Origin of the sequence: Prevotella melaninogenica (assembly GCF_018127925.1) — a bacterium.
Classification (GTDB): domain Bacteria; phylum Bacteroidota; class Bacteroidia; order Bacteroidales; family Bacteroidaceae; genus Prevotella; species Prevotella melaninogenica_C.
The window spans coordinates 540,802-566,746 of the sequence record NZ_CP072347.1 but is presented as its reverse complement, the minus strand read 5'-3'; the positions used below and the strand labels follow the sequence as shown (position 1 = coordinate 566,746).

18 protein-coding genes and 1 pseudogene are annotated in these 25,945 nt (G+C 41.0%); 11 read left to right on the top strand and 8 right to left on the bottom strand.

The features are described from left to right. Nucleotides 1-112: 112 nt before the first annotated feature. Nucleotides 113-934: a glycosyltransferase gene (locus J4861_RS02085; protein ID WP_211816512.1), complete on the bottom strand. Its 822-nt coding sequence runs from the start codon at nt 932-934 to the stop codon at nt 113-115. 246 nt (nt 935-1,180) lie between these two features. Here J4861_RS02085 and J4861_RS02080 point away from each other — a divergent pair, with 246 nt between their 5' ends. After that, nucleotides 1,181-2,287 carry an MraY family glycosyltransferase gene (locus tag J4861_RS02080; protein ID WP_211816511.1) on the top strand — a complete coding sequence of 369 codons (1,107 nt, stop codon included), beginning with the start codon at nt 1,181-1,183 and terminating at the stop codon, nt 2,285-2,287. 332 nt (nt 2,288-2,619) lie between these two features. Here J4861_RS02080 and J4861_RS02075 read toward each other — a convergent pair whose 3' ends face one another. Together J4861_RS02075 and J4861_RS02070 are read right to left on the bottom strand one after the other, a co-directional pair. Beyond that, a complete protein-coding gene (locus J4861_RS02075; protein ID WP_211794936.1) occupies nt 2,620-3,069 on the bottom strand; it encodes a lipocalin-like domain-containing protein in 450 nt (149 codons plus the stop codon). A 33-nt stretch (nt 3,070-3,102) separates the two neighbouring features. Next, nucleotides 3,103-4,698, bottom strand: coding sequence for a capsule assembly Wzi family protein (locus J4861_RS02070; RefSeq protein WP_211816627.1), 1,596 nt, complete (start codon nt 4,696-4,698; stop codon nt 3,103-3,105). A 1,041-nt stretch (nt 4,699-5,739) separates the two neighbouring features. Between J4861_RS02070 and J4861_RS02065 the strand changes: the two genes are divergently transcribed. The 6 genes from J4861_RS02065 (at nt 5,740) to J4861_RS02040 (ending at nt 13,398) form a co-directional block, all read left to right on the top strand. Next, the gene (locus J4861_RS02065; RefSeq protein ID WP_211816510.1) at nt 5,740-6,588 is read left to right on the top strand and encodes a vWA domain-containing protein; all 849 of its coding nucleotides are present in this window, start codon (nt 5,740-5,742) and stop codon (nt 6,586-6,588) included. A 104-nt stretch (nt 6,589-6,692) separates the two neighbouring features. Continuing rightward, entirely contained in the window at nt 6,693-7,697 is a 1,005-nt protein-coding gene (locus J4861_RS02060; protein ID WP_211816509.1) for a hypothetical protein, read from the top strand. Then, nucleotides 7,675-8,721, top strand: a complete 1,047-nt coding sequence (locus J4861_RS02055; RefSeq protein ID WP_211816508.1) for a protein kinase domain-containing protein — start codon at nt 7,675-7,677, stop codon at nt 8,719-8,721. Before J4861_RS02060 ends, J4861_RS02055 begins: the two co-directional genes overlap by 23 nt. Before the next feature lies 1 nt (nt 8,722). Further along, nucleotides 8,723-10,354, top strand: a complete 1,632-nt coding sequence (locus J4861_RS02050) for a protein kinase family protein (RefSeq protein WP_211816507.1) — start codon at nt 8,723-8,725, stop codon at nt 10,352-10,354. Continuing rightward, the gene (locus J4861_RS02045; protein WP_211816506.1) at nt 10,347-11,609 is read left to right on the top strand and encodes a DUF4407 domain-containing protein; all 1,263 of its coding nucleotides are present in this window, start codon (nt 10,347-10,349) and stop codon (nt 11,607-11,609) included. The genes J4861_RS02050 and J4861_RS02045 overlap by 8 nt, the downstream gene beginning before the upstream one ends. A 919-nt stretch (nt 11,610-12,528) precedes the next feature. Next, on the top strand, nt 12,529-13,398 hold the full coding sequence (locus J4861_RS02040; RefSeq protein WP_004360612.1) for a hypothetical protein: 870 nt from the start codon (nt 12,529-12,531) through the stop codon (nt 13,396-13,398). A gap of 253 nt (nt 13,399-13,651) precedes the next feature. Here J4861_RS02040 and J4861_RS02035 read toward each other — a convergent pair whose 3' ends face one another. Beyond that, the gene (locus tag J4861_RS02035) at nt 13,652-14,170 is read right to left on the bottom strand and encodes a histidine phosphatase family protein (RefSeq protein ID WP_211816505.1); all 519 of its coding nucleotides are present in this window, start codon (nt 14,168-14,170) and stop codon (nt 13,652-13,654) included. A gap of 84 nt (nt 14,171-14,254) precedes the next feature. Here J4861_RS02035 and J4861_RS02030 point away from each other — a divergent pair, with 84 nt between their 5' ends. The 3 genes from J4861_RS02030 (at nt 14,255) to J4861_RS02020 (ending at nt 15,761) form a co-directional block, all read left to right on the top strand. Beyond that, nucleotides 14,255-14,917, top strand: a complete 663-nt coding sequence (locus tag J4861_RS02030; protein WP_211816504.1) for a DUF308 domain-containing protein — start codon at nt 14,255-14,257, stop codon at nt 14,915-14,917. A gap of 3 nt (nt 14,918-14,920) precedes the next feature. After that, nucleotides 14,921-15,409 carry a methylated-DNA--[protein]-cysteine S-methyltransferase gene (locus J4861_RS02025; protein ID WP_211816503.1) on the top strand — a complete coding sequence of 163 codons (489 nt, stop codon included), beginning with the start codon at nt 14,921-14,923 and terminating at the stop codon, nt 15,407-15,409. Nucleotides 15,410-15,548: 139 nt separating this feature from the next. Next, a complete protein-coding gene (locus tag J4861_RS02020) occupies nt 15,549-15,761 on the top strand; it encodes a DUF4372 domain-containing protein (protein WP_249110798.1) in 213 nt (70 codons plus the stop codon). Between the two features lie 683 nt (nt 15,762-16,444). Here J4861_RS02020 and J4861_RS02015 read toward each other — a convergent pair. Further along, nucleotides 16,445-19,339: a TOTE conflict system archaeo-eukaryotic primase domain-containing protein gene (locus J4861_RS02015; RefSeq protein ID WP_211816502.1), complete on the bottom strand. Its 2,895-nt coding sequence runs from the start codon at nt 19,337-19,339 to the stop codon at nt 16,445-16,447. A 313-nt stretch (nt 19,340-19,652) separates the two neighbouring features. Between J4861_RS02015 and J4861_RS02010 the strand changes: the two are divergent. Beyond that, nucleotides 19,653-20,060 (top strand): annotated as a pseudogene (locus tag J4861_RS02010) (transposase); the annotation flags it as partial. 430 nt (nt 20,061-20,490) lie between these two features. Here the strand turns inward: J4861_RS02010 and J4861_RS02005 are convergent. The 3 genes from J4861_RS02005 to J4861_RS01995 are packed head-to-tail and all read right to left on the bottom strand — an operon-like array spanning nt 20,491 to nt 25,416. Then, on the bottom strand, nt 20,491-21,135 hold the full coding sequence (locus J4861_RS02005) for an ABC transporter permease (RefSeq protein ID WP_211816501.1): 645 nt from the start codon (nt 21,133-21,135) through the stop codon (nt 20,491-20,493). Next, the gene (locus J4861_RS02000) at nt 21,125-21,850 is read right to left on the bottom strand and encodes a DUF5932 domain-containing protein (protein WP_204868344.1); all 726 of its coding nucleotides are present in this window, start codon (nt 21,848-21,850) and stop codon (nt 21,125-21,127) included. Before J4861_RS02000 ends, J4861_RS02005 begins: the two co-directional genes overlap by 11 nt. A 26-nt stretch (nt 21,851-21,876) precedes the next feature. Continuing rightward, nucleotides 21,877-25,416 (bottom strand): sensor histidine kinase, encoded by a 3,540-nt coding sequence (locus tag J4861_RS01995; RefSeq protein WP_211816500.1) that lies wholly within the window; start codon nt 25,414-25,416, stop codon nt 21,877-21,879. Nucleotides 25,417-25,945: the final 529 nt, after the last annotated feature.

Below are 25,945 nucleotides of genomic sequence, written 5' to 3'. Positions count from 1 at the left end.
ATCTTTAATAATTAACTACGATATAAAAATAGAAACGTAATGTTCGCTATTTTATTGTATCATCTCTTTGTAGATAAGTGTGATTCTTCTTAGCTTATTCAATCCTGCAAAGCTATGTTTTTCTTATCAAATTATATAACCGCTGACGGATAGGTAAAGGCATAACACGAGTGGTAAAACGGATTACAACACTTTGACAAAAAACATGGAAAGGTATGTAGCCCATCTTCAGCATCCGTACCAAGATACGCACCTCATCACAAGCATAAGCCCAACCACCTCGCTTTGCTACCGTCTCCTCCGAATAACGGAACCACAACAAAGACTCCTGAATATTATAAAACTTACTTCCATTCTTCAACATTCGCAACCAAAGGAAATAATCTTCAGGGAAATATTCTGTGAGATAACCACCTACTGCCAGCACTGCTACTTTTTTATACATAGCTGTCGGATGGTTTATAGGACATCTATACTGCGCATATTTCTTTATCTCATCATACGTTTCAGGAACCTTTCTTATCGACTTTACCCGCGTCTTATCGTCTGTAAATTCATCCACCCAAGAGCCTATCACGTCATAGTCCTCATGCGCCTTTAGCCAATTATACTCTACCTCTAACCTATTCGGTTTACAGATATCGTCAGCATCCATACGTGCCACAAGATCATATTTACAAAGTAGTAAGCCATCATTTAAGGTCTTACCCAACCCCCTATTCTCTGGGAATGACACCACTTTCAAAGTTGAATATCTCAACTTATAAGACTTTATAACGTCATACAAAGCATCCGTCAAAGGTCCATCCTCTAACAAAACGACCTCGGCAACCTCCACTGTCTGAGAAAAGATACTATCTAAACTTTCACGAAGGAAAGTTGGATTATCTTTCTTATAGACAGCCATTAAAACTGATATGTCAATACGTTCCATACGTTGATGCTCAAGGATTATTTAACAAAAAATACTTAATAGAACCGCCCAATGCCCATAATAGACAACGACTCAACTAATATTCTTTAGCTACAAATTTACAAAAAGAAAATAACAAATAACCATTCACAGTGAGAAGATTTCGCAAAAACGATTATCATCAGATAATAATTATACTTTTTATGACGCCCAAATACAATATAATTACAATTTTTGAGTTTTATTAAACACAAGAATACATACAACATGTCAACATATATTTTGATAAGCCTGTTTGCTTTTGCCATGAGTGCTGTCTGTGGATTCATTATGATTCCACAGATTCTCTCGTTTTGTAAAAAGAGAAAATTATATGACACACCAAATGCCAGAAAAATACACAAGAATGCTGTTCCTCGCTTAGGGGGTGTATCGTTTATGCCCAGTATGCTGATTGCTACGGTCGTTGCACTATTGGCGTGGATTTATACAAGCAAAGGCAATAAGATTGGGGTCAGCCCATGGAGCATCTTCTTTGGCGTGGGTATCACCGTTATCTATATAACAGGCGTACTCGATGACATCTTTGGCGTACGGGCAAAGAAGAAACTTCTCATGCAGATTATTGTGGCAAGTCTGCTTCCGATGTCCTATCTTTACATCAACAACCTCTACGGATTCTTGGGTATCTATGAGATTCCGCCACTCGTAGGGGCGGTGTTAACCATTGGCGTACTGGTATTTATCATGAATTCCATCAACTTGATAGATGGTATTGACGGCCTCTCTGCGAGCCTTACGCTCATCGCTTTATCGGGTCTTTTCTTTATTTTCCAACGCGAAAAGATATGGGTCTATTGCATCCTTATTGCTGGACTGATGGGTGTATTGATTCCTTTCCTTTACCATAACATATGGGGAAAACAGGAAAAGAACCAAAAGATATTCATGGGAGACTCTGGTAGTCTGACACTTGGTTACATCCTTGGCGTACTACTGATTAAGTTCTGTATGTATAACCCACATGTCATGCCTTATCAGAAGGGTGCAACGCTCCTTTCCGTGACCTTACTCCTCGTACCAACCTTTGATGTGTTCAGAGTTATCATCGTTCGAATTCTTCACCACAAACCGATCTTCAGAGCGGATAAAAACCATATCCACCATAAGCTAATGCGTGCAGGAATGACACAGCATCAGGCTTTGATAAGCATCATTGCACTGTCGCTTATCTTTATCATCATCAACCTTTCTCTCTTCAATCAACTTCTTGTGACATGGATTATTGCGATTGATATTATTATCTATATCACCTTCCAATATACCCTCGATGTCTTTATAAGAAGGAAAGGTGGACTTCCTTTCACAGAATAAAGAGGAAGTAAAAAGGTAAGAAACTAAAAACTAAGCAGCGTTATTAATATATACACAAAAGGCAGGCTCACACCTGCCTTTTGTTATTTCGTAGCCATAATGACTTAAAGCAATATCTTAAACAAAAACTACCCTTCTGCATAGCTTTCACACCGTATTACTTTGTTATGTGCTTACGGTCCGCACCAATAGTGCGAAGCCTCCGCACGTCATGTGTTAGGCGTCCGCACGTCTATTAAAGAGGGATAGAGCGTGTCAAGAAGAGAAAGATAAAAATCCAAAGATGCTAATAACTCACATGATATCAATAGGGTTCAATAGAGTTTAACCGCTTAGAATTTATCAAAGTAGAGCCTTACCGCCCCATCATTCAATATCATCTTTCGTCTGTCTATCTTCTCAATTCGGAACACTGGCGTAAGACTTTTAATACCATATAAGCCTAATGTTGACTCATAAGCTGTTAGTGGTCGGTCGCCATTCTCACGGTCAAACTGATAAGGAGAAGTCAACGTAAGTTGGTCATTATCAATACGGAAACGATAGAGATAGCTATAATGCTGTCCTGTCTTATCCTCCATCTGCAAGAGCTTAGCTTGAAAAGACCAGAAGATTACCTGCTCACTCAAGTCTTCATTTGCAGCGGATGTCATTGATTCTATCTTCACAAGATGCCACATTCCCTCCATTCTTCCTGCATCATTGTCCGTTTCCAACGTACAAGAGGAGAAGAGGAGTGTCAGTAGGGGCAAGACAAAAGATAATATCTTTATTCTTTTCATATTCTATTTTGTTCTTTTTACACAATAAAAAGGCTATTTCTTTCCTAACAAACCACGCTTCGTAATGGTCAACTGCATACCATAGTTGTTGCCACCGAGTACTGAACCAAAGTCGGCACCGATGCCCATTCGGACATCAACACCTCTCATCCACATCGGAAGTTTCTGTCCTTGCAGTGTATAGGTAGCCTCCCCCATCAGACTCACATTGTGTCGTCTCTTCGTGTAAGGCTGTTCGTAGGTTCCCAATCCCTCCTGCCATGTGCCGAGGAAGCGCCACTTGAAATACTCTGAAGGATGACCACCCAAACCTACATGGAAACCCACGAAACGGTTGTCCTTAAAGTAGATAGTCCCATCTTCATTATAAATTGGCGAACGATAAAGCGGATTACCAATGCCTTGTCCCCAATGTTGGAAACCGGGGAGGATATAATGGTTATAGTAGTTGTCCTTGCCTCCGATATGATCGGCTACCGTGATGGTGTGATCATGGTAAATCGGACCACTCTGATACTTTGAATAAAGGTATTCAACGACAAAAGTGTTCAACCAATTATCTGGTTTATAACGATATTCAAAACCTAAGAGCCAGTCCTTGAAATCATAAATCAAGTAGCGACGTTGCTTCTTCTCCATCCACTCGCTACCCTCACCATAACCGTCATAGTCAAGCTGAAGCATGGCTGAATGGTCCTCAAAGAACTTATCGGCATAGAGTGAAAAACCACTCCAGTCGCCATCATAGTTGAAACGCATCACCCAACTGCCCAATTGGTCGCCCTGCACATTCTGATAAGTTGTCTCACCATTGTCAGCACCACCGGGGAGAAAGGCGTTCCAATAAGCGTGCAGCCCTTTCCCATTCTCTATGGTTTTCATGGCACCATGCCCACCAGGGAGATAAGAGGTACCGCCAAAGATACTAACCATCTCTAATCCCATCTCCAACGACCACGGACAGAACACCTCATCATTGCCCACCTTCAGATAGCCTGCCTTAGAGTGGAAGAATGCGCGGTCGGTATATTTCGACTGCTTAGCGGTGAAGTCATGTTGCCAATTTTGGTCGGTCATCATTCCGTAAGCGACGTGTCCTTTGAGGTGTAACCAGCCATTCGCAAAAGGTAGTGTCCAATAGTCTGACAATGCCAAGCGCACCTGCGGAATAGGACGAGCATTGATACCCAATGTCTGCGAACCCGAACTGAGCTCATTGTTCTTCAGTTCCATCGGCTGTTCCTTAGCTCCAATGGTCAGTGTTCCATGTAACCATCGCCCTTCCACGTATGCCTGCTGGATAACAGCCTTACTTGTATAATTGATAGGAACGACAACATCTAACCCATAGCCTAAGCCGAACTTCTGCCCTTCATCCGTGCTCAATGGGCGTTCTATGCCCCCACGTAGATAGCCGTTCGCCGTCTCCAGCGAACTGAGTCCATACTTATTGGCATTGAGCCAGAGTGGGGTCTTGCCTTTTGAAAGGCTCCCCTGCATCTCCACCTTATATTCTAAGCCCTTTAATGGCTGCAACTTTAACGTGTCACGTCGCACCGGCTCTTGATACTGAGCCTGCATCGTCGATGTCATCAAAAGGACAACCAAGGTTGAAAATAACTTCTTCATCATTATAAAGTTAATACCAGCTACAAAGATAATAAAAAAAAGATGACCGGCAAACTTAATCCCTCCACAAGTAAACGCAACTTATTAGATTTCAAATAGAAAAGTGGTTAAAACAGTCCACACCTCCTCTATTTTGCATTAATAGCGCACTGTGGATACATATCTTTAAATAAACCCTCCCTTAACTCTTTGGCTCTGTGTAAGATTTAACTTCAAAAGACAAGGAAATATATTGACAAAATGTTCAAAGAAAAGATAGGGAAATAACTTAAACGTGAGTTGTTTTATTTCCTTTCTAAGTCATTTATTACCAAGTAGTTGCAAAAAGAGGATTCAAAAGATGCTTAGCAAGGTTTCAAAAGGGCGTTAATAAGACTTTAAAAGGGCATCTTTTGCAAGCCTATTAAGCATCAATTGCCTTATGTTTCGCTAAAATTAATCATACGTTGATGAATTCTTTGAAATGTGGGGAATGGGAATCTTTCTGGTTATTGAAAGATTGACGCCTTGTAGCGCTCAAATATACAATATGGTAGATATTGGGTATTATCTTGCTGATACTGTCAGTCATTTTTTAACTCCGACACACATTTCTCTACATTTTTTTTGTGGGTTTGTCTGATTTTGCTTAATTTTACGACCGCTTACCTCACTCCGAGCCTCTGTCGCAAGACAGCAGGAGCGGAATAAGGATGGGCGCATACATAGGCAAAGGCGTTTACTGATGCTTTGGATTTGACGCTATAGAATTCTTGCAAAGTTCAAACTGATTGTCAAAAAAAAGCAATGTCAATGCTTCACTGGGTGTACTACATACAACCCTCATTGTGTCCTATCATTTATTTGGCAGGGCGTGGAAGTACTATATATCTACATCAGCGTGGGGCTAATGGCGTTGCTCGTTTCGAGAATCAGGGCAATGCTAGAAGCCTTATAGTGTGGAACGAGTGACAGGACGTAGCTCCACGTTTTTGCGCTTGTATGTAACTTAATCTAAACTTAACTATCTGAACAGGAGCAGCCGGAATAAATTTACTACCTATGGCAGCAAACGACATGCAATGGAGTTCCGCAACACCAGGCTACCTTATCATCTTGATAGATCAGTCCGGCTCTATGATGAGTCCTTACGAAGGAGAGACAAGGACATCTTTCGCCTCAAAGGTAATCAACCGAGTTATCAATGAGATTATCCAGAAGAATTTCAACGGAGAAAAGCCAAAGAACCGTTGTTTTATCACCGTTATTGGATATAACCATAATGTGAAGGAGATTTGTTCTGGATACCTAGAGGATTTGTATAGTAATCCTGTAAGAATAGACTCTGTGAAGAAGAAGATGCCTGATGGTGCTGGCGGAATCATTGAAATAGACACAAAGATGCCAGTTTGGGTAGAAGCCATTGACAAGGATGGCACTACAAACATGAAGGGTGCCTTTGAGATGGCTAAAGAACTTGTCTCCAAATGGATGGAAGACAAGCCACAGAATCCCGCACCTGTTATCATCAACATCTCCGACGGAATTCCGTATTATAATGGTCAGGATATAAGTATTTGCATGCGTGAAACCATTGACGTTGCAAACGAAATAATGAACCTTTCTTGTGAGGATGGCAACGTATTGATATTCAACGCTGAGGTTGGTTCGGAAAATGGAACAAAGGTTGTGTTCCCCAATGACAAGTCAGCAATATCTTCTACTGGTGCCGGTGCTGAGTTCTTGTACGAGATTACAAGTGTGGTGCCAGAAGGTTATAAAGAGGCTGCAACTAAGAATGAACTACCTATGAGCGACAATGCTCGTGGATGCATTTTCCATGCAGAGGGTGTTGACCTCATCAATCTAATTAATTTCGGCTCAAGTAAGGGACAAAAAGATAAAAAATGATAGTTCGTGGCTTCATAACACACAAAGAGGCTGAACAATATTCCGACTGCCAGGATTTCTTCTCTATAAACGTAGAGAGGAAATCTGTGGCGGTCTCGGATGGCATGTCTCAGTCTATTTTTCCTCAATGGTGGGCAGAACTGCTTGCCAACGCATACGCAAACGACGATTTCAAACCTAAAGCTGTGGATGAGATTAAGAATCTTCGTCTACTATGGATGGAACGTGTGCGTAATTTTCTAGAAACAGAGCAAGAAAAAGGCAAGCCCACATGGATGCTTGAGAACATCCTGGCAGAGCGTAGAGGAGCGGGCTCCACCTTGTGTGGCGTTAAGTTCGAAAAGGAGGCAGCATACAGCAGCTACGTATTGGGAGATTCCTGCATCGTAAAGTTAGATGCCAATAATAACATTACGGATTTTATTCGCTCGCAAGAAGGGGATTTTGGTAATCATCCAGATTATTTCGATAGTATGGAAGGTGGTAAGGGAGAACCCAAGATTAAGGATGATGTTCTCGATGCTGGTGGAAAACTTCTACTTGTAACAGATGCCCTTTCTGAATTTCTCTATCGAAAACACGCCGAAGGACAAGAGCAATCATATGTTGAGTCTCTTCTATCTATACAATCACACCAAGAGTTTATAGAACTGGTGGGGAAATGGCGCAAGGAAGAGAAAATGCATAACGACGACACTACACTTGTAATCATAGAGAACGATGGTGTCTCAGAATTTAAAGTCAGCCTTACAGACAACTTAAGTAATCTAATCGCCCAGGAGTCTGTGAAAAAAAGTCCAATCCTCCCAACAGAAAAGGCTTCGAGCACACATGAAGTAGGAAGCAATGTTGCCGAAGACGAAAGTTATGTGGAACAGACTCCTGACAATTTTACAAGAGAAGATAACACAGCTTCACTACGGGAGAAGTTCTCAAAACTAGTCGACTCCCTTAGTTCTATCATCCCGAAGAAAGAAAACAAGAAGAGGAAGAAGATGAATATCAAACTTGAGAAATTAAAGAGTTTTGTCAATCAACTGCTTGAGAGAATAAAGAAACTCGAAGAACGTGTAAAAAAGCTAGAAGATGGCAAAACTTCCGGAATGTAGTGAGTATCTGTCAGCTATAGAAACTCCACAATTATTTAAATCCCCCGTCTTAATGGGTGGCCATGTGGTGAAGCGTAACGACACCGTTATTCGTTATGCAGGAGGTTTCTGTGTGGTCTTTCCATTTGAAAATCTCAATCGTAAATATGCCATAAGGTGTTGGCATGCAAGCGTAGACGATGCTCAGAAAAGGACTAAGGAGATTGCTGATGAACTGCGGCGCCTTCAATTGCCTTATTTCGTAGGTTTTGAGTATTTCTCTGATGGTATTTTGACAAATGAAGGCGTTCAGCCTATTGTCGCTATGGACTGGGTTGATGCCTCGCCGCTAAAAGATTATATAAGTAAGTATCTCTACTCTCCAGAGAAGTTGAAAACTCTTGCTGCTAATTTCTTGAAAATGGCAAAATCACTCCATGAGCACGGTATCTCTCATGGCGACCTTCAGCATGGAAATATCATGGTGAAGGACAGCGGTGAACTTGTGCTTGTGGATTATGACTCCATGTATGTTCCATCTCTTGATGGTTATTCAGATGACATAAAGGGCCTTGAGGGGTATCAGCATCCTGCACGCTGGCAGAACAAGAAACTAACCCCCAAGGCAGACTACTTCTCTGAGTTGGTCATCTACATAAGCATTCTTGCATTGTCAAAGATGCCGTCATTATGGAATGATCTTGGGATAGAAGATACCGACACACTGCTTTTTAATTCTGACGATATTGCCTCTCGTGGAAGTTCAAACATATTCAAGGTACTTGAAACAGATTCTGAACTTAAACATTTGTCCCAATCACTAAAAGATGCTCTATTACAGATATCTATTGAAGACTTAAATCCATTGGAGGAAATAGTGGGTTCGCCTATTGATTCCATATCAAGCAAGTGGGTTAACAACAGTTACACCCCTCCTTCTGAACCTGATTACAAGAAAGGAGCAGAAGATATGTCGTCCAAATGGAAACAGAATGTTCGTATCAGTGAAACTCCTAATATAGACAATATAAGCAAGAAGTGGTAAAATGCCTGAAATATCAGAGATAACACAAAGTATACTTGTCCCGGCATTAATCAAGGATTCATTTGTTAAAGACGGAACCTTTGAGGTTTTGCCAGACGGTAATCCCAAGAGATACTCTGGGGGATTCACCTCTGTGTATCCATTTGTGAAGAATGGTGAGAAATGGGCTTTTCGTTGTTGGCATAGTGATTTGGGGAATGTCAAACATAGGATGGAACTTGTGTCCGAAGCGTTATCAAAGCATCCTCTGCCTTATTTCTGTGAGTTCACCTATGTAGATGAGGGTATCGTGGTTGGAGGTAAAATATACCCAACAACCAGGATGAAATGGGTGGATGGGCTCAATCTGAAAGAATTTATATGTAGTCACAGAGATAAGCTAACCTTGAAGAAACTGGCTGACGATTTCTTGTCTCTATGTCATGATATGCACCTACATCAGTTTGCCCATGGTGACCTCCAGCATGAGAATATTATCGTAGGCAATAACGGACAACTATATCTGATTGATTACGATTCAATGTATGTGCCAACGATGAATGACTTTGACGATATCATCATCGGCAAGAAGGATTATCAGCACCCGTGCAGAAAGAATAATCACAAATCATCAGAGAGACTTGATTACTTCTCGGAACTTATCATTTACACAAGTATACTGGCTATCTCTGGAGACTTGTCATTGATAGATGACTATCAAGTAGAAGGGTCTGAAGCGTTATTGTTTACGGCAAAAGATTACGAGGATATTACGTCCTCGACTATTTATACAAGGCTAAAGAGTCTGGACGGAGTATTCCCTCTCTTACTGAAAGCGTTGATGCAATATCTTTCAGAAACAGACATCGACAATCTCAGACCATTTGACGAACTCCTTACTAAATGGCAGACAAACTTCTCCGCATCGTCAACAATACTAAGGAAAGGAAATGGTGACTCTTCTACACTTACATGGAATGTAAAAAATGCTAAGGCTGTAAAGTTGAGTTACGACAACATCACTGAGATAGTTGAGCCAAAAGCCTCCAAGGTTGTTTCCCCAGCACGGGACACAACGTATACTCTTACCGTTATAAGTCTTGATGGAAGACGAGAAGACAAGCTAACAGTAACTATAGAGGTAAAACCTGAATGCAAGATAGATTTTTGCGCTGATAAAGAATTTACGGTTTCAGGTGTACCAGTTGTCCTCTCTTGGAATATTTGTAATGCCATCTCAGTAGAACTTGAAGGTCATGGCATGGTGGAAACTATAGGAAGTCAAATAGTAGAGCCTCGTCGAAACACAAAATATAGGTTGAAAGTTGCTGATGTTTTTGGAGAAACCAATAAGGAGATAGAAGTAAAGATACTGCCCCTCCCTATAATCAAATCGATAATGGTACCTACTCCTCAGATAATCAACAATGTATCTGTGAGCATTAACTTCAATATGCTTCAAGCTACGCTCAACCTGAAGGACCCTCCGAAGATAGAGTTGTCGGCAGCCATGATTGAAGAAACTCCCAAAATCAGTATCGATAAATTCCACAGTTTACATATCCCATTGAATCGTAATAATTGGTGGAATAAGATCATTGTAAAATTAGACAATGTGTTTAACAAATTGAAAAAAATCAAGAAACATGGATAAAGTTAATGAACCTGCAAACGAGATGAAATGGGGAGGACTCCTAAACGAGTTCCTTTGGACTTGCGCTGGAGTAAACAAAAAGATTCTGAGACAGTGTCGCGCCGACTACGCCAAGTATGCCGGTATGGGTGGTACAATTCTCTTTACTGCGTTGATGGCTATGTTTTCTGGTGGCTATGCTATGTATTTCGTGTTTGCTAACCCCGATATAGAGAAACTATCAACCGACCACATAGACGGTCATGCTCAACTTATGGCTATCTGCTTCGGTATATTTTGGGGCCTCTTGATTTTTAATCTTGACCGATTTATCGTAAATACCATGTATTCAGATGGCAAGCACACCATCAGCAAAGATGAAATTATCGGCGGCTTGCCCAGAATTATCATGGCTATTTTTCTTGGCATTGTTATTTCGACACCTCTTGAGATGAAGATATTCGAGGACAGGATAGATCATCAATTAGTAATTGACAATATCAAGCGCGCCAATGATGCTAGAAAGGAATCTGAGCTAGGCAATAAGTCATTCATTGAACGTCGTAATGAACTAGAGAAAGAGCGCAAGGAAATAAGTAAACGTCTGGCGAAAGCCAACTATGAGCTACAGCAGGAAGCTGAGGGTACTGCCCTGAGTGGAAAAGTTGGCCATGGTCCTATATATGAAGACAAAAAGGCAAACCGAGATGCTATTCAGAAAGAAATGGATGACTGGACATCTGCGCACCAAACAGAACTGACCGATATAAAGCAACAAATTTCAGCTAATGCGAGCAACGCCGGTGCCAACATTTCAAAGGCTTCGGAAGAGAATGGTTTCTGCGTGAGATATGAGGCATTTAGCAATGTAAAGTCAGAGAATTTTTCGCTTCAACTCGTCTCTATCTTCGTTATGTTGCTGTTTATTATTATAGAAACAACTCCTACTTTCTTCAAAATGATGATAGCATCTGGCCCATATGATGACTTGCTTCGTTCGGAGATGCATCGGGTAAGAGTGCTTTCTGATCAACAAATATCTGACTTGAATGACAACGTAAATACAGAGGTCAAAATTTCTACCGAAAAGAATCATAGCAGACTTGAGGCAGAAATGGCTGCTAATAAAGAGTTGTTGAATCAAATAGCGACAGTGCAAGCAGAACTTCTCACAACAGCTATCGCCAAATGGCGTGAAGAGGAACTGACAAAGATAGAGAAGAACCCTTCACAGTATATCCAGACAGGAACTGCAACGAACCAACCAAAGTCATGAGTAAGAAATCTCCAATACCAGGGCTCTCGTTCTCATGGAAAAGAGCTCTTGGCATAACCCAAGCGAAGCAGAAAATATCTCGTGAGACGGGAATCTCCATGAGCAAACAGGGGTTAGAGCGTAAGATTGGAGCTGCCATATTGAAAAAACTACTGGAATGAAGTGCAGGAATTTCTATCCGCTGCACTTTGCACTTTCTGCACTTTTGCACTTTTGCACTTTGACAAAGATAGGTTGCTGGACTCGCCGTGAATATCATGGCAAGACTAGTAACTTTCTTTTACCTGCTCAAGCCTTGAGCGGCACGTTCAATCTTCCAGTCATAAAATCCGATTTGTAGGACACCAGCATCGAAAGCTCAACATAGAACTGCAATCCTAAGTACAGGTGTAGCTTAATAAGCTATACCAGAAAACACTGAGCGGTTTGGGCCGAGCATCCCCATGAGCGGAAAATCAACAAGTAATGCGTAAAAAAAAGAGAGTGAAAGAGGATGTATCCATTTTGACACACCCAGTTTTGTTTAACGCATAAGCTCGTTTCTTTCTTTAAAGCTATACAAAAACGTACACACATTTAACGGAAGAATCAATTTAAATGAGAACTAAAAGAATCCATCGAAACTTATTTTCCTGTCATTCCTATCATCACCTTTCAGTATATAACCATTTAATTTCCAATCGATTACGAGAATTGTTAAAAGTGACAGTAACGTAAAAATAAAACTAACTGTATATAAATAAGGTGAGATTTTAAGCCGTTATATCGTGTCAAACACAAGTTTAGGGAAAATCCCCCACTGTATAGGGGAAATCCTTTTCACATCTCTTTTTTTCTTCGTTCCTTTGCATCGTGAAAGTTAGGAAATGCTTTTCGAAGTAGTCCGAAACTTGAATAAGAACTTAAAAAGGTAACGATTATGAGAAGGATAGTACTAACCCTCATCGCATCGCTCATAGTTATCGGCGCATCAACAAGCGCAATGAGTTATGAGCAGGCTCGAGTACAAGCACTCTTTCTAACAGATAAGATGGCTTACGAGCTGAATCTGACGGAGGCACAATATGAGGCAGCCTACGAAATAAACTTGGATTACCTCATGAATGTCAACACGGTAGACGACCTCTATGGAATGTATTGGTCACATCGAAATGTAGATTTGAGCTATATCCTCTATGATTGGCAATATCGTGCATACGTTGAAGCAGCATATTTCTACCGCCCACTGAGATGGGACGCAGGCTACTGGAGATTTGGCATTTATGCTCGTTATCCACGCCGCGACTATTATTACTTCGGACGACCATCGTTCTACAACGTTTACAACGGAGCCCACAGCTGGCGAATGAATGGCGGAAGAAGTTGGTATAACGGAAGAGAAATCTTCTACGGCGGAGATTATAACAGCCGATATGGGATGAGAGATAGCTACATACGTGGCGATTACAATAGAGGAGGAAACTACTATTATAACAATGGTCCTACTTATCAGAACGACCGCCCACGCAGCTTCGGCAATCAGCAACGCGGAAACTTTGATGGACCACGTAATTATCAGTACTACGCTCCACGAGAGAGTTCAACACGAACAACGGTTACTCAACCTAACTATGGTGGTAACTTCGGTGGAAGTAGGAACTATGGTGGCGCAACAAGAAGCTATGAGCCAAGTCGCTCATTCGATGCACCAAGCAACAGCTTCGGTGGTGGTGGCGCAACATTTGGCGGAAACCGCTCAGGTGGTGGAAGCGTTTCAAACGGAAGTAGCTCATTTGGTGGACATAGATAACGACATTAAGATATAATAAATAGACGTTGATTCAATCAGGTTTAAATACTAAGCACTAAGGTTTTAAATTAAGGTAATTAAGATTGTTTAGCAGTTAGCAAACCAATGAGTAAAACTGCATTCAGACCAAATTAGAGATGTAACAAAGAGAGTTATTTAAATGAAGGGGAGGAGTTTCACGTGAGTGAGGCTCCTCTTCGCTTTTTACTATTAGGCACAATAAGGCTAATTAGGCTGATAGGGCTAATAAGCCTTATAGCTCAAGCACCCTAACCTCGGCATTCCCCATAGGCTTCAGCTCATTCATCGGCTTATCAAAATAAACGCTTTGAATGGCTTTATTGATGATACCATGTCCTACGGCAAGCACCTTCTTATCAGGATATTCTTCCTTCAACCATGTGAGGAATTCCTTAGCGCGAGCCTTCAAAGCTTCTAAGCTTTCGATGTCATCAGGCCATAAAGAAGGGTCATTTAGATTTGCCAAATTAGGAATATACTTCCCAGTAAACGAACCCCAATCACGTTCACGAAGCAAGGGAGTCGTCGTAACAGCCTTCCCATGAGGTCGAGCTATAAGTTCACAGGTATGAATACTACGCTGTAAATCACTTGAGACAAACGCATCGATAGGCTCATCTTTCAAACGTTCTGCAAGATCTTCAGCCTGCTTGATACCCTGCTCATTCAGTTCTCCCGGTGTTTGTCCTTGCATAATATGATTGGCGTTATCCACCGTTTCACCATGCCTTACAAGATATAATAATGTCATAACTTCATCATTTCTTATTGCAAAAATAATAAAAAATCAGGGAGTAAAACGTTGGAATAGAGATTATTTTGTATTTTTGCATCTATGAAAGTACTTCAAATATCAGCCATAAGGGCTATTATCGTATTAGTGACAGGTTTCCTCCTCGTAAGATATCGTGAGGAAACTATGACGTGGATGACCATCACCGTGGGTATACTCTTCCTACTCTCTGGATTGGTTTCCTGCATCGCTTACTATTTTGAAAAGGAGAAAGTAGCAAAGAAAACAGCGAAGGCAGAACAGCAAGAAGGACAACAAGAAGAAGAGAACCTCAAGTCGCCTTCCTTCCCTATTGCGGGTGTTGGCAGTATTGCCTTGGGTATCATCCTTGCCGTTATGCCCAACACGTTTATCACATGGGTGGTTTATATCCTTGCAGCATTACTGATTCTCGGTGCTGTCAATCAGTTTATGAACCTCGCTCGTTCACGTCAATACGCTCGTGTTCCAGTCTATATGTGGCTCTTCCCAACAGTCATCTTGGCAGTAGCTATTCTTTTGATTAGTAAACCAATAGAGACTGCGCAGCTTCCATTGTTAGTTCTCGGATGGGCATTTATGTACTATGGAGTCTTAGAATTCATCTTGATTATCCGTATGTATCTTGTCCGTAAATCTTACGAGAAGGCTGAAGATGCCAAGATTGTGACAGGCGACAAGTTGGTTACAGATAATATCGAAGACGCTGAGGTTGTAGAGGAATAATCCATGTACTTCTGTCGTTACCCCTCACCCCTCGGCAACTTATTACTTGCCGAGGAAGAAGACGCTATCGTTTATTGCCAATGGGAAGATACGATTGACGAACGAATGATAGCGAAGTGGACGGAAGACAAGGAACAAAACAGCGTGTTACTAACTGAGGCTTGCCGACAGCTAACGGAATATTTCACTCAGAAGCGTAAGACTTTTAACCTCCCCATACGATTAAACGGCACTCCCTTTCAGCTACTCGCATGGGAAGGTTTGCAGCAAATCCCATACGGAGAAACGCTTTCTTACGCAGAATTAGCAAGACGTATCGGCAGAAACAAAGCCGCCCGTGCTGTAGGTAATGCCAATCACCATAATCCATTAATGGTCATCATTCCCTGCCATAGAGTTGTGGCAAGCAATGGAGAATTAGGAGGATATGCAGGAGGAACAGCCCGAAAAGTGTGGTTGTTGGAAAAAGAAAGAGGGTGTGTCAAAATGTAAATTAATATTGGTGTCCGATAAAACTTTTTGTGCGTTCATATCTTTTTAATTCAGAATAATAAAAAAACGGGCTGATTGTTTTGCACAGTCAGCCCTTCTTATTTCCTTTGTAGCTGTCATAATAAAACAATGAAATAAGATGAACAAAAGTACACATTTTATCGGACAATCGCTATATGTTCAACTGTTAAACTATTCTAATCGTGATAAAATTCTCTCTCTGAGCCAAGCTCTGGGAGGTGAACACTATATAAAGAAGTTTGATGCATGGCATCATCTTGTCGTCATGCTTTATGCCGTAATGATGTGTTTAGACTCTCTGCGTGAGATAAAAGACCTCTCTCTTTGCTAATGCTAATCGCTTTAATCATCTTGGTTTAACCCTAATCGGTCATTAGAACCTAAACATATTTTGTTTTATTATCGAACAGATTGTTTGGCTTTGTAATGCAGGCGTAGCGAGCTACGTCGAGTTACAAAGACGGACAAGATGCCGATAAGAAAATAAAAGATGTTAGGAAACAATACCAGAGTAAGAAGAATTATACATATTGTGGTCTAATGACCGATTTAGATTAAATAATCCTCCGTCCTCTCCGTGCCTCCGTGTGACATTGTTTCAAACTCTAAACACAAGTGGCAAACCTTATCACTTCAAATTACTGAAGACCCAAATTCATATCCTATAAACAACCCATCGCTCTGAATTATCTTTACATTAACCGGTGCTTTATTCACCAAAAACAGTCGAAAAAACGCTTTTCTTATCACCTTTGTAACTCGTTTGTTATGAAGAAGTTACAAAATCATTTTTCAAAAGGTGCTTAGTTAGACTTCAAAAGGGCGTTAGTAAGAGGCTTAAAGGGCATCTTTTGCAAGCCAAAAGGGCGTTAATTCGAATGCTAAAGAGTATCTTTTAAAAATGAAGATGTGAAAAATAATTACATTCGTAGTTTGATTTGGCTTTGAAAAGGATAAAAGATACAGATATTTATTTATACTAAACTTATCCTAAATTGGCATATATCATGTTACTTAACTATGTTTGAGTATCATCTCTATCAATTCATTAGCAAGGTGAATATCAGTCACCTTTATCATGTTATCATCCTTTGAAGCATAACCAAGCGTGTTTATTGAACCATACCAAACAACTTCTTTATCAATGATGGTAGTATATAATGATAGCTTTGGTTTCACTTTTACAGATAGCCCCTTTGATTGGATGAATGCTGTTTGTTCGTTCTCTGCAACTGTTGTAATAAGAATTTCAATTCCCTGGTGAGCAAGTTCTTTCAACAAAGTGACTAAGGGATTTTGCTCCGTTCTATACAGTTTTGGTGAAGATATCACAATGGAACGCTTTGCTTTTATCAAATCTGAAGTGTAGGGGCGGTAGAAAGTTGAACCATTAAATATCTGATTTTCAGGTACGGAGGACGGTATGTCGTTTATGTTATCAAACAATGTTGGTTGGGCTGTATTGATTGTTTTGTATCCTATTGCAGCATAGCCTTTGAGTCGTTTTCTATACATACTATCGCAAATTGGTTCATGGATATCGATATAGTCATAGATACGTACATCTTTCTTTCCCTCATATTCCCGATGAAGCCGACCTGCATACTGAGTTAAAAGACCTTTCCATGAGATTGGAAGTGCAAGGAATAGGGTGTCAAGACGCGGATAATCAAAGCCTTCGCCAACATACTTTCCCGTTGCGACAATAACTAATTGTTCGCTGTCAGGAATATTTTGTAGCCGTTGCATTGCCTCTCGCTTTTCTCTTGTCGTACCTGCCCCTGTCAATGAGATAACATTTTTGATGGTAGCATTCAACTTCTCTGCTAATACAGACACATGGGCAGTTCTATTAGTCAGAATGATCGGTGTTCTTCCTGTATTAACTGCTTTGCAAATATCTTCTACAATGAGATTGTTGCGTATCTCATCTTCGGATAGATATTTATATAAGGTTGCAATTGATAGCCTGTCCTCTAAAATAAAGTTATATGATGTAAATCTTGGAATAAGGAACCTATCGAAGGATTGCTTAGCTATCTGACTTTTAACATCAGTAGAAAATCGTATTGGACCACATTGCATGAAGATGATTGGCTGATGACCGTCTTTACGAATGGGGGTAGCTGTTAACCCATATATGGTGTGAGCTTTTATAGACATCAATACTTGTTCAAAGGTTATAGAAGACACATGATGACATTCGTCAACAATTACCATTCCGTAGTCCTGTACAAATGGTTTTACACCATCTTCATCCAAACATGACTGTATAAGAGCTATATCAATAATACCGTGAAGCGTATTCCCTGATGAATCAAAGCAACCTATAGGAGAAAACACCTTACGTCTACCACGTTTATTCTTTTCTTCATGTTTTGGGTAGTCGATATTAAGAAACTCTGTTAAGCGGTCATGCCATTGTTTAAGTAATGCATTCGAATGAACAAGGATGAGTGTATTTACTTTTTTACGAGCGATAATAGCTGCTGCTGTAACGGTTTTCCCAAAAGCGGTAGTGGCATGTAGGATGCCATTCGTATATGGTAATAGGGCATTGATGGCTTCCAACTGTTCCTCTCTTTCTTCCCCTTGAAAAGAAACAGAAATCTTATTGCCATGATTTGTTTTATCAGTAATAGTGTATGTTACAGCATTGTCGTTAAGGAAAGATCGAGTAGCATCCTCACAACCACGTGGCATAGCAAGGTATTCGTTAGTAATATCAAAACATGAGATTATGCGTGGAATGGCATATGTAGAAAGACGGAGTGCTTGCTTACTGTAAAATTCAGGATTCTTGAAGGCTGCAATTCTTTTCAGATGGTTTAGTACCTTTGCAGAAACAGCCTTCAATGGGATGTATAGTTTGTCTGCTTTGATTATCTCAACCTTAGCATGGAAGTCTTCTTGCGTAATATTTTGCGGCAAAGGGGTAACCCATGGCTTGCTTTCGCTCGACATAGACAGTTTTCCAAGTTCTTCTTGATAATGCAGGCGTAGTAGTTGGTCGATAGTAGATTCTTGTATTTTCTTAAGATTATATAGAAATGCCCATTGATCCTTATATACAAGGAAATCATTATCAACAAAAACACTGTTCTGTTTCCTGCGTGCCTGACCTTGTAGTGGGAGTGCAACGAGGTTGCCAAAGCCTCCTTCTGGCAAATAATCTTGATTGGGAAAGAATCGATCATAGGAGTTGAACGACATCTGTCCATTACGCGTCATAGCTTCCGTTAGTATAGTATTTCCTAATCTCCTCGCCTTAGATGCTGGTAGAGGCGCTTCAAAGAAAATCCACACGTGGGCACCATTCCCCGATCTCGAGCGCTCTATGGCATAGGGAATCAGCCATTCTCTGCACACACCCACATAGGCAAGTACATCTTCTTTATAACCATACTTACAGTTCTTGTCATCAAAATCGGCACAAAGGAAAGCACAGTTATTATCTTGCATGATAGCATAGAGTCCCACAACATCACAGCAATACTCATCTTTTCCTTCTAAATGGCGATACATATCTTGAGTTGTTAGTGGTGCAAAGTTTCTATTTGGACATATTACACACCTATACTTCTTCTTATCACAGATTCCTTGTTTCCACTCATTAATACAAACAGGTTGATATCCAGATTTACCAGTTGTCTTACTAAACCATCTCCGTGCAAAGACATCTTCCCTCCCTTTAAATAAAGATTGGAAAAGTCTTATGCGCTCATCTATCGAAAGAGTAATAGTTGGAACTGAAACCAAAGAATATATAGGTTTATTCATATCTTCTTTCATCCTTGTTTCATATTCAACACCATGGATTTTTAGAAGTGATCTCAGAACCTCATTCTCTTTGTGCAAAACCTCATATTGCCTAAGAAGTTTATTATATCTTGTCAGTAAATCATCCATATCATCAGCTGTTTTGACTACTTATCTTTGGTTCTTCCGTTAAATGCATAGACTGGAAATAGAATAAAGACTTACATACTTGTGTGGTATTGATATCCCCAACTAAATAGTTATACAAAGGAAAATAAACTAAAAGATAAATGCAAATAATACTATATCTATTCGTATTTCACCAACAACTTATCTCCAAATTATAGGAATTTGTAAACTATTTTTTCTGTGTTTTGATAAAAGTACTAAGGTATGTTAATTTCAATATAGCTCCATTGTAAAAATCTGAAAATCAATTATATTTGTCACAAATATGAGACCTATGTTATTGAAAGACTTCTTCCAGATGTTCCCTGATGAGGATAGCTGCGAGAACTACCTTAGAGCTGTTCGAGAGGAAATAGGTGTTGTGTGTCCTAAGTGTGGAGCTACAAAGTATAAATGGCTGCCTGGAAGGAAATCCTTTCAATGTGAGAACTGTGGCAACAGAATCTCGTTGACAAAGGGTACCGTTATGGAACATAGCAAACTACCGCTGTATGATTGGTTCTCTACTGCGCACATGATGACATCCATCAAGCAGGTACTGTCGGCTAAGGAGATCCAGCATCAGCTTGAACTCGAATATTACTCTCCCGCATGGTTGATGATGATGAAATTGCGAGAGATTATGGGGCAGAGGGACAGCATCTATACACTCTCTGATGACTATGAGGCATACTTTGAAAGTGTTTAAGGTTTGTTAGTACTTTTATCAAAACACAGAAACTATTTTTATGTATCTCAAAACCAATACATGCTCTTTTGACTTCTAAAAGACGGCTAATTGGCTTGCAAAAGGTGCCCTTTAAGCCCCTAACTAACGCCCTTTTGAAGTCCTATTAAGCACCTTTTGAGAACCACCTTTGCAACTACTTGATAACAAAATACTTACGGAGGTAACAGATTTACTTGTTTTTAGCTCAATTCCCAGCCTCCTCTTTGCTCGTTTTGTAAATATTTTTCTAACCCCTTGTTACTTAATTTAATTCTCACACAGAGTCACGGAGCTAAGGGAGTTTATATTTAAAAATATGTTGACCATAGAGGTACCGTTGGTGCAGGGAACGCTAAGTATGGGTTAGAAGCTGTTTACAAACCTATATTAATATATGTTGAGACTATAGGATAAACACATATATGACTGACATATAGAGTTGAATGCCGATGACGTAGGTGGGGATGAACTTGGAGCCGACCTCTAAACCGCCTACAAGAATCTTGTGCATCTTTGCAACACTGTCTATCGTACCACTTGCCACACCATAGGTTAGTGACATGATGATGATAATCAGTGATAATGAGGGGATAAAACTGGAGGAGAAGGAACTGGGGAATAGCTGTCCTGTCACGCTCAGGAGAATTGCGTGGGGGACAGCCGTGAGAAGAATCATGACAACTACATAGACGATGAATTCAACCAATGCTATGCGTAGTCCAACCGTTTCTCGATAATGGAACTTGTAACGATTGTTTGTGGAGTTTGTTAGGCCGCTTCTCATGTTTGATAGCATCGCTCGTAATGCAGTATAAAGGCGACTGCGAACGCACGCACCTGCTGCCATCACTGCCATAATAAAGTAGATAAGCAATGGTGAAAGTTGGTTGCTGACAAATGAGCCAAAGAACCAACGGATGCCCTCACTGCTCAACATAGACCGCATCGGGAGCTCGGGAAAAGCTGCCGTAAGAAGCCATGAGAGCAGTATCAGTGCTAACTGGGCTATGAGAAGCACTAAGACTATATAACCTAACTTATTCCTCATCAGCGTGGAGGTTGTCGATGTCGATAATACGTAGTTCTAATGCACGTACAACAAGACGCGTCGCGTTGACGCTCATTCCATTGTTACCATCAGGGAAGAGCTTCTGTACAAGTTCGTTCTGTCGCTTCTCTAAGCTCTTTACACCGAATGGCATACCACGTAGGTTGGTAATCTGTTCCTTGGTATAACCGAGTGCAAGGTGGCGTAGGAAGCGCTCATCATACTCGTCAATCTCGTAGCTAACCATTGCTTCTTGGTGCATCAGCTGACTGCTCACGCTCATCTTGAATCTGCCTACAATCTTTTCGAGGATAGGCTGATTGAATACCATTCGCTTGCCCGACATGACACTTGCCACGTCGCCACGTGTCAATAGTTCGCCACTCTTCAAGCAGATACCATCAGCACCAGCATCGAGGACGTCGACCCATAGTTTTTCATTCAGTATCTCACCCGTAAAGATAAGCACCTTTACATGTGGATAAGTCTGTTTTGTTTGGCGGCAGATTTCTACTCCCACCGTTGTTGAACCACCCAATCCAAGGTCGAGAAGCACGAGGTCGGGCAGGTTTTGCTTAATGAGTTTCCAGTAGGCAACTTCACTTTCTGCTGTTCCAATAATCTCGGCTTCAGGGATTTCGTTTCGGAAGATACCCTCCGTTCCTTTTAACTCTAAGGGTACGTCTTCAACGATGATGACTCTAAAATTCTCCATAGTTATATTTTGTTTTGTTATGTTTCCTAATTTGCTTTTGCCAAAACCACATCTATTCTCACGCCATTTGGTATCGCATTCGCTGAGATACCGCAGCCACGTTTATTGGTTGATTCACCATTGTCGCGGGCTATCTGTCGGCAGATAAAGAACATCAAACGGTCGGCAGAAGGCTGGAAGAGGTCGCGACAAACGTCATCTGAGAGTGTCAGTGTCGACATGATGACATGTAGGGTGAGGTAACCAGGCTGATGTTCTTCGGCTGTGACCGTCAGTGGTTGGTTGTTATTGATAAGATATAGTATATCAAATAAATAAGAAAGGAAGACAGGGTCGCCACTGATGAGTGGTGACTCGAAGGTTGTTGTCAGCTTCGATGGACTCACCAATGTCGTGATATCCACTGGGCGCGACACGAGTTTCACGGATTCTACTTGGCTCATTGCCTGCTGACTAAGAATCTGATAGAGTTCTTTATAGTAGATTGCCAACTCGTCAATCGCCTCAAGTTGACCATCAGGTTCGTCTACAAGCTGGCGAATACGTGAAGGATAGTACATCGTTTCATGCTTGAGTGTTGATAGACAGTTATCAAGAATGCTGTTACTAATGTGCAAACGCTCGTTCTCATATTCCACACAACGCACCTCATCTTCGAGCATTTCTATGTCTGATTGGCTCTTTTGATTCTCCTCAACAGAGGCAATTAGTGCCTCCTTAATCTGGTTGACGATAGCAAGTAATCGTTCTGGGAATCTGTCGCTAACACCTTTCTCAACCTCTCTGAGTTTGTTTTCTTCGCTTACATCACTAAGAAGAATCGTGTTTATCTGCTTCACACGCTCCAAACAGAACTGATAAGAGAGACGATGACGATAATACATCACGTAATAAACAGGGAAAATTGAAAGCAGGAAAAGCACAAGAAGGGCAACAGCCACATTCTTATTCGTCTCCGACTTCATCATCATTCGACAGTATTCGCCCAATGAGTTGTCGGCATAACGCTCCTTAAAGAGGTGGGTATAAACAGAGTTATTGTATTTATAAACCTCCCATTCGTGCAGTGCCAATGCTGCCACAGCACTCTCGTTACGTATGTCGAGAATGATACCATAGTTCATTGGCAGGCTATCATGATACCACTTAATCTCTGCAGGAACGATAGAAAGGCTTCCAAGTCGCTTCATCAACTCCTTTCCTTTAGGGCGAAGTTGGAGATAATGGAGATTCAGATAGTAACGACATGTGTCTGCATAAGCCAATGTCTTACTATAGGAACCATTGATATTTGAGAAGTAAGCCGAGTCTGCATAGATGCCTGCAAGGGTGTTATAGTCCTTCTTTGCAAGGGCAGTAGCCTTATCGCTGGCTCTTGTAGGACGTGCCTGAGCTGTCAGGAGGGAGGCTGTAGCGAGGACAAATGCCAACAAGACACGGCTGATACCCTTTGGCAAGCGGAAGAAGAAACGACTTCCCTTGTCCTTCTCGCTCTCTACACCCATCTCACAAACAGAGAATATTTGACTAATCTTCTTGTATTTATTGATGATACCATTACAATTCATCAATCCAAAACCATGTGAAGCACTGTCTTTCTGATCATGAATTGGCTTGTGATCGAAGATGTGTTGTTGCTGTTCCTCAGTGAGTCCACAGCCCGTATCGGCAACAGATATCTCAACATAGTCCGGCTCTTCAATAGATGAAATGGTCACCTTACCTCCCTTATCGGTAAACTTACGGGCATTATCAGCCAATGTATTCACCATGAAAAGCGTCAGAACGCGGTCGGCTTTGACGACAGCTTTCGTGTCTTCTACACGTAGGTCGATACCCTTCATATGGAAACCCATACGTCCTTTCTTCACGATATCGAACACCTGTTGTATAGGGAAACTCTCAATATGCAGCGACAGTTTACCTTGTCTAAGCTGAATCCACTCTGTGAGAACAGCGTTTAGCTCGTTAATCTTATCGGTCAACTCACGGATATAGGTGTAACGTTCTGCCTGCACAGCATCACTTTCGCCACCCTTCTTGAGCTTCTCAATCTCATGTAACATACGGTCGATGAGTGGGATAACACCATTGACAAGCGAAATCTTAGCCCGTTGTTCAAGGTGTTTACGCTTATTATCCGTAAGATGTAACTTATTGATAACAAGTTGTTCAGACACCTCTTCATACTTATCCGCCAGTTCAGCCATGTGCTTTTCATTGTTATGACGCCACTGTTCAAGCGGAAGGAGGAGATCGTCTAACGAACCCTGTGTATCTTTTCTTCGACGAAGATAATGGAAGAGGACAAGCGAAGCAAGCACAAAGAAGATAGAGAGTGCCACAGCAATGATAATAAGATTCAGCTGTTTTGAGGTACGCTCTAATTGTTCAGCACGTGATGTAAGGTATCTGTCTTGTCGAGTTTCGTCCTGAAGATCAAGGTAGATGTTACGGTTATAATCACTCTGTTGCTTATTATTTATAGCCGAATACGTAACACTCAACTGCTCTCGGATAGACGCAACAAGGTCGGGTGCCTGATTGATAGCTGGATTATCGTGCAAAGCCTTGTTCAGACAGATGATAGCCGAGCGGTAATCCTTTATCTGCCAATAGCATGAAGCCAAGGTACGATAGCAACCTGCCGTCTGATAAACATCTCCATAACGTTGGAAGATATGCAGTGATCGCTGTGCTAAATTGCCCGCAAGAAGTCTCTCAGGCATATTATCAAGGTTGATATATTGGAACGACGGTAGGTTATCATGCATCAGTGTTGCTCGACTCTTATCGTTCAGAATCAGCTCACTGATCGCCTGCAAGGAGTTTGCCTCCCAATAAGGGAAGTTGTGCTGGCGTGCAAGCATATAACAGCGTATGAGATACTCAAACTCTTTCTGCTCTATGGCTTTCTGCGAATTGGTATTGATAATACCACCCGAACCGATGTTATAGTAATAAGCCAAGAGCTGAGCCATGTCGGTTTGTATCTCTCCATCGGGATTAATCTGGCTGATTGCCTTGATAGAAGGTTGCTCCAAACCTACATAATAATAGTATGTCGAAGTGACAATGGCAAACTCTGAGCGCGCATAAACCATGCGACGACGTTGACGAGGAGAGAGTAGTTCCTCGTCTTCTTCGATACGATGAATTCGTTTCTGTGCTTTTTCATAGTAGTCATAGAACTCCTTATTGAGTGACTCACGCTGACAAAGACGCATAAACTGGATGTCTGCCACCAAGAGTTCTACTTGGTTATCAGTGATTTTGAGGACAGAATCGAGTTTAGCATAGGCATCTGTAAAGCGCATCTTCATCAAGTCAACAAAAGCAAGATTGTTTAATGCCTCCGCCTTTCCTGCGTCATAGCTTCCTGCCAGGCTGTAGGCTTTATCCGCATAGATTCTCACGGAGTCGAGATTACGATAGTGTAAGGCATATGCCTTGTCGTTTAATTCGTCAACTTCTTGTACGTGTGGAACATTACATGCAGCAAGCATCAGAAGGAGTAGACAACCTACCCACCCTGTAATTATGCTGTATGTCTTTGTTCTTTTCATCTATTTTATGTAGACTTAGCTACTACTCCTTTATAAATCAAAGGCAAATATACAAAACTTTTTTTAATAATTTCATAATTCAGAATTCATAATTCATAATTATGATTACTATTGTTGGAAAAATGTTCAACTGGAAAAATCAAGGATTAAAGCACAAATCAAAAAGTTTAATGCTCAAAACTCAAAGTTCAAAGGATAAAAAGTTCAAAGAAAGAAAATGATTCGCGGGATTAGAGAAATTCGTAGTTAGTGTTTGAATTTATTTTACATTATGGTTAAGGAAATGGTAGGGAAAATGGTTAAGAACGAGTGATTTCAGTACCTCTATAAGTCTTTTGTTTTCAGGTAGTTGCGAAGGTGGTTTCCAAAAGGTGCTTAATTGGACTTCAAAAGGGCGTTAGTAAGGGGCTTAAAGGGCACCTTTTGCAAGCCGAAAGGGCGTTAATTCGAGGGGTAAAGAGCATCTATAAAAAGCGAGGCGTGAGTTTATTCTTACAAAATGGATTGTTAGGACGAAAGAGGAGAATGT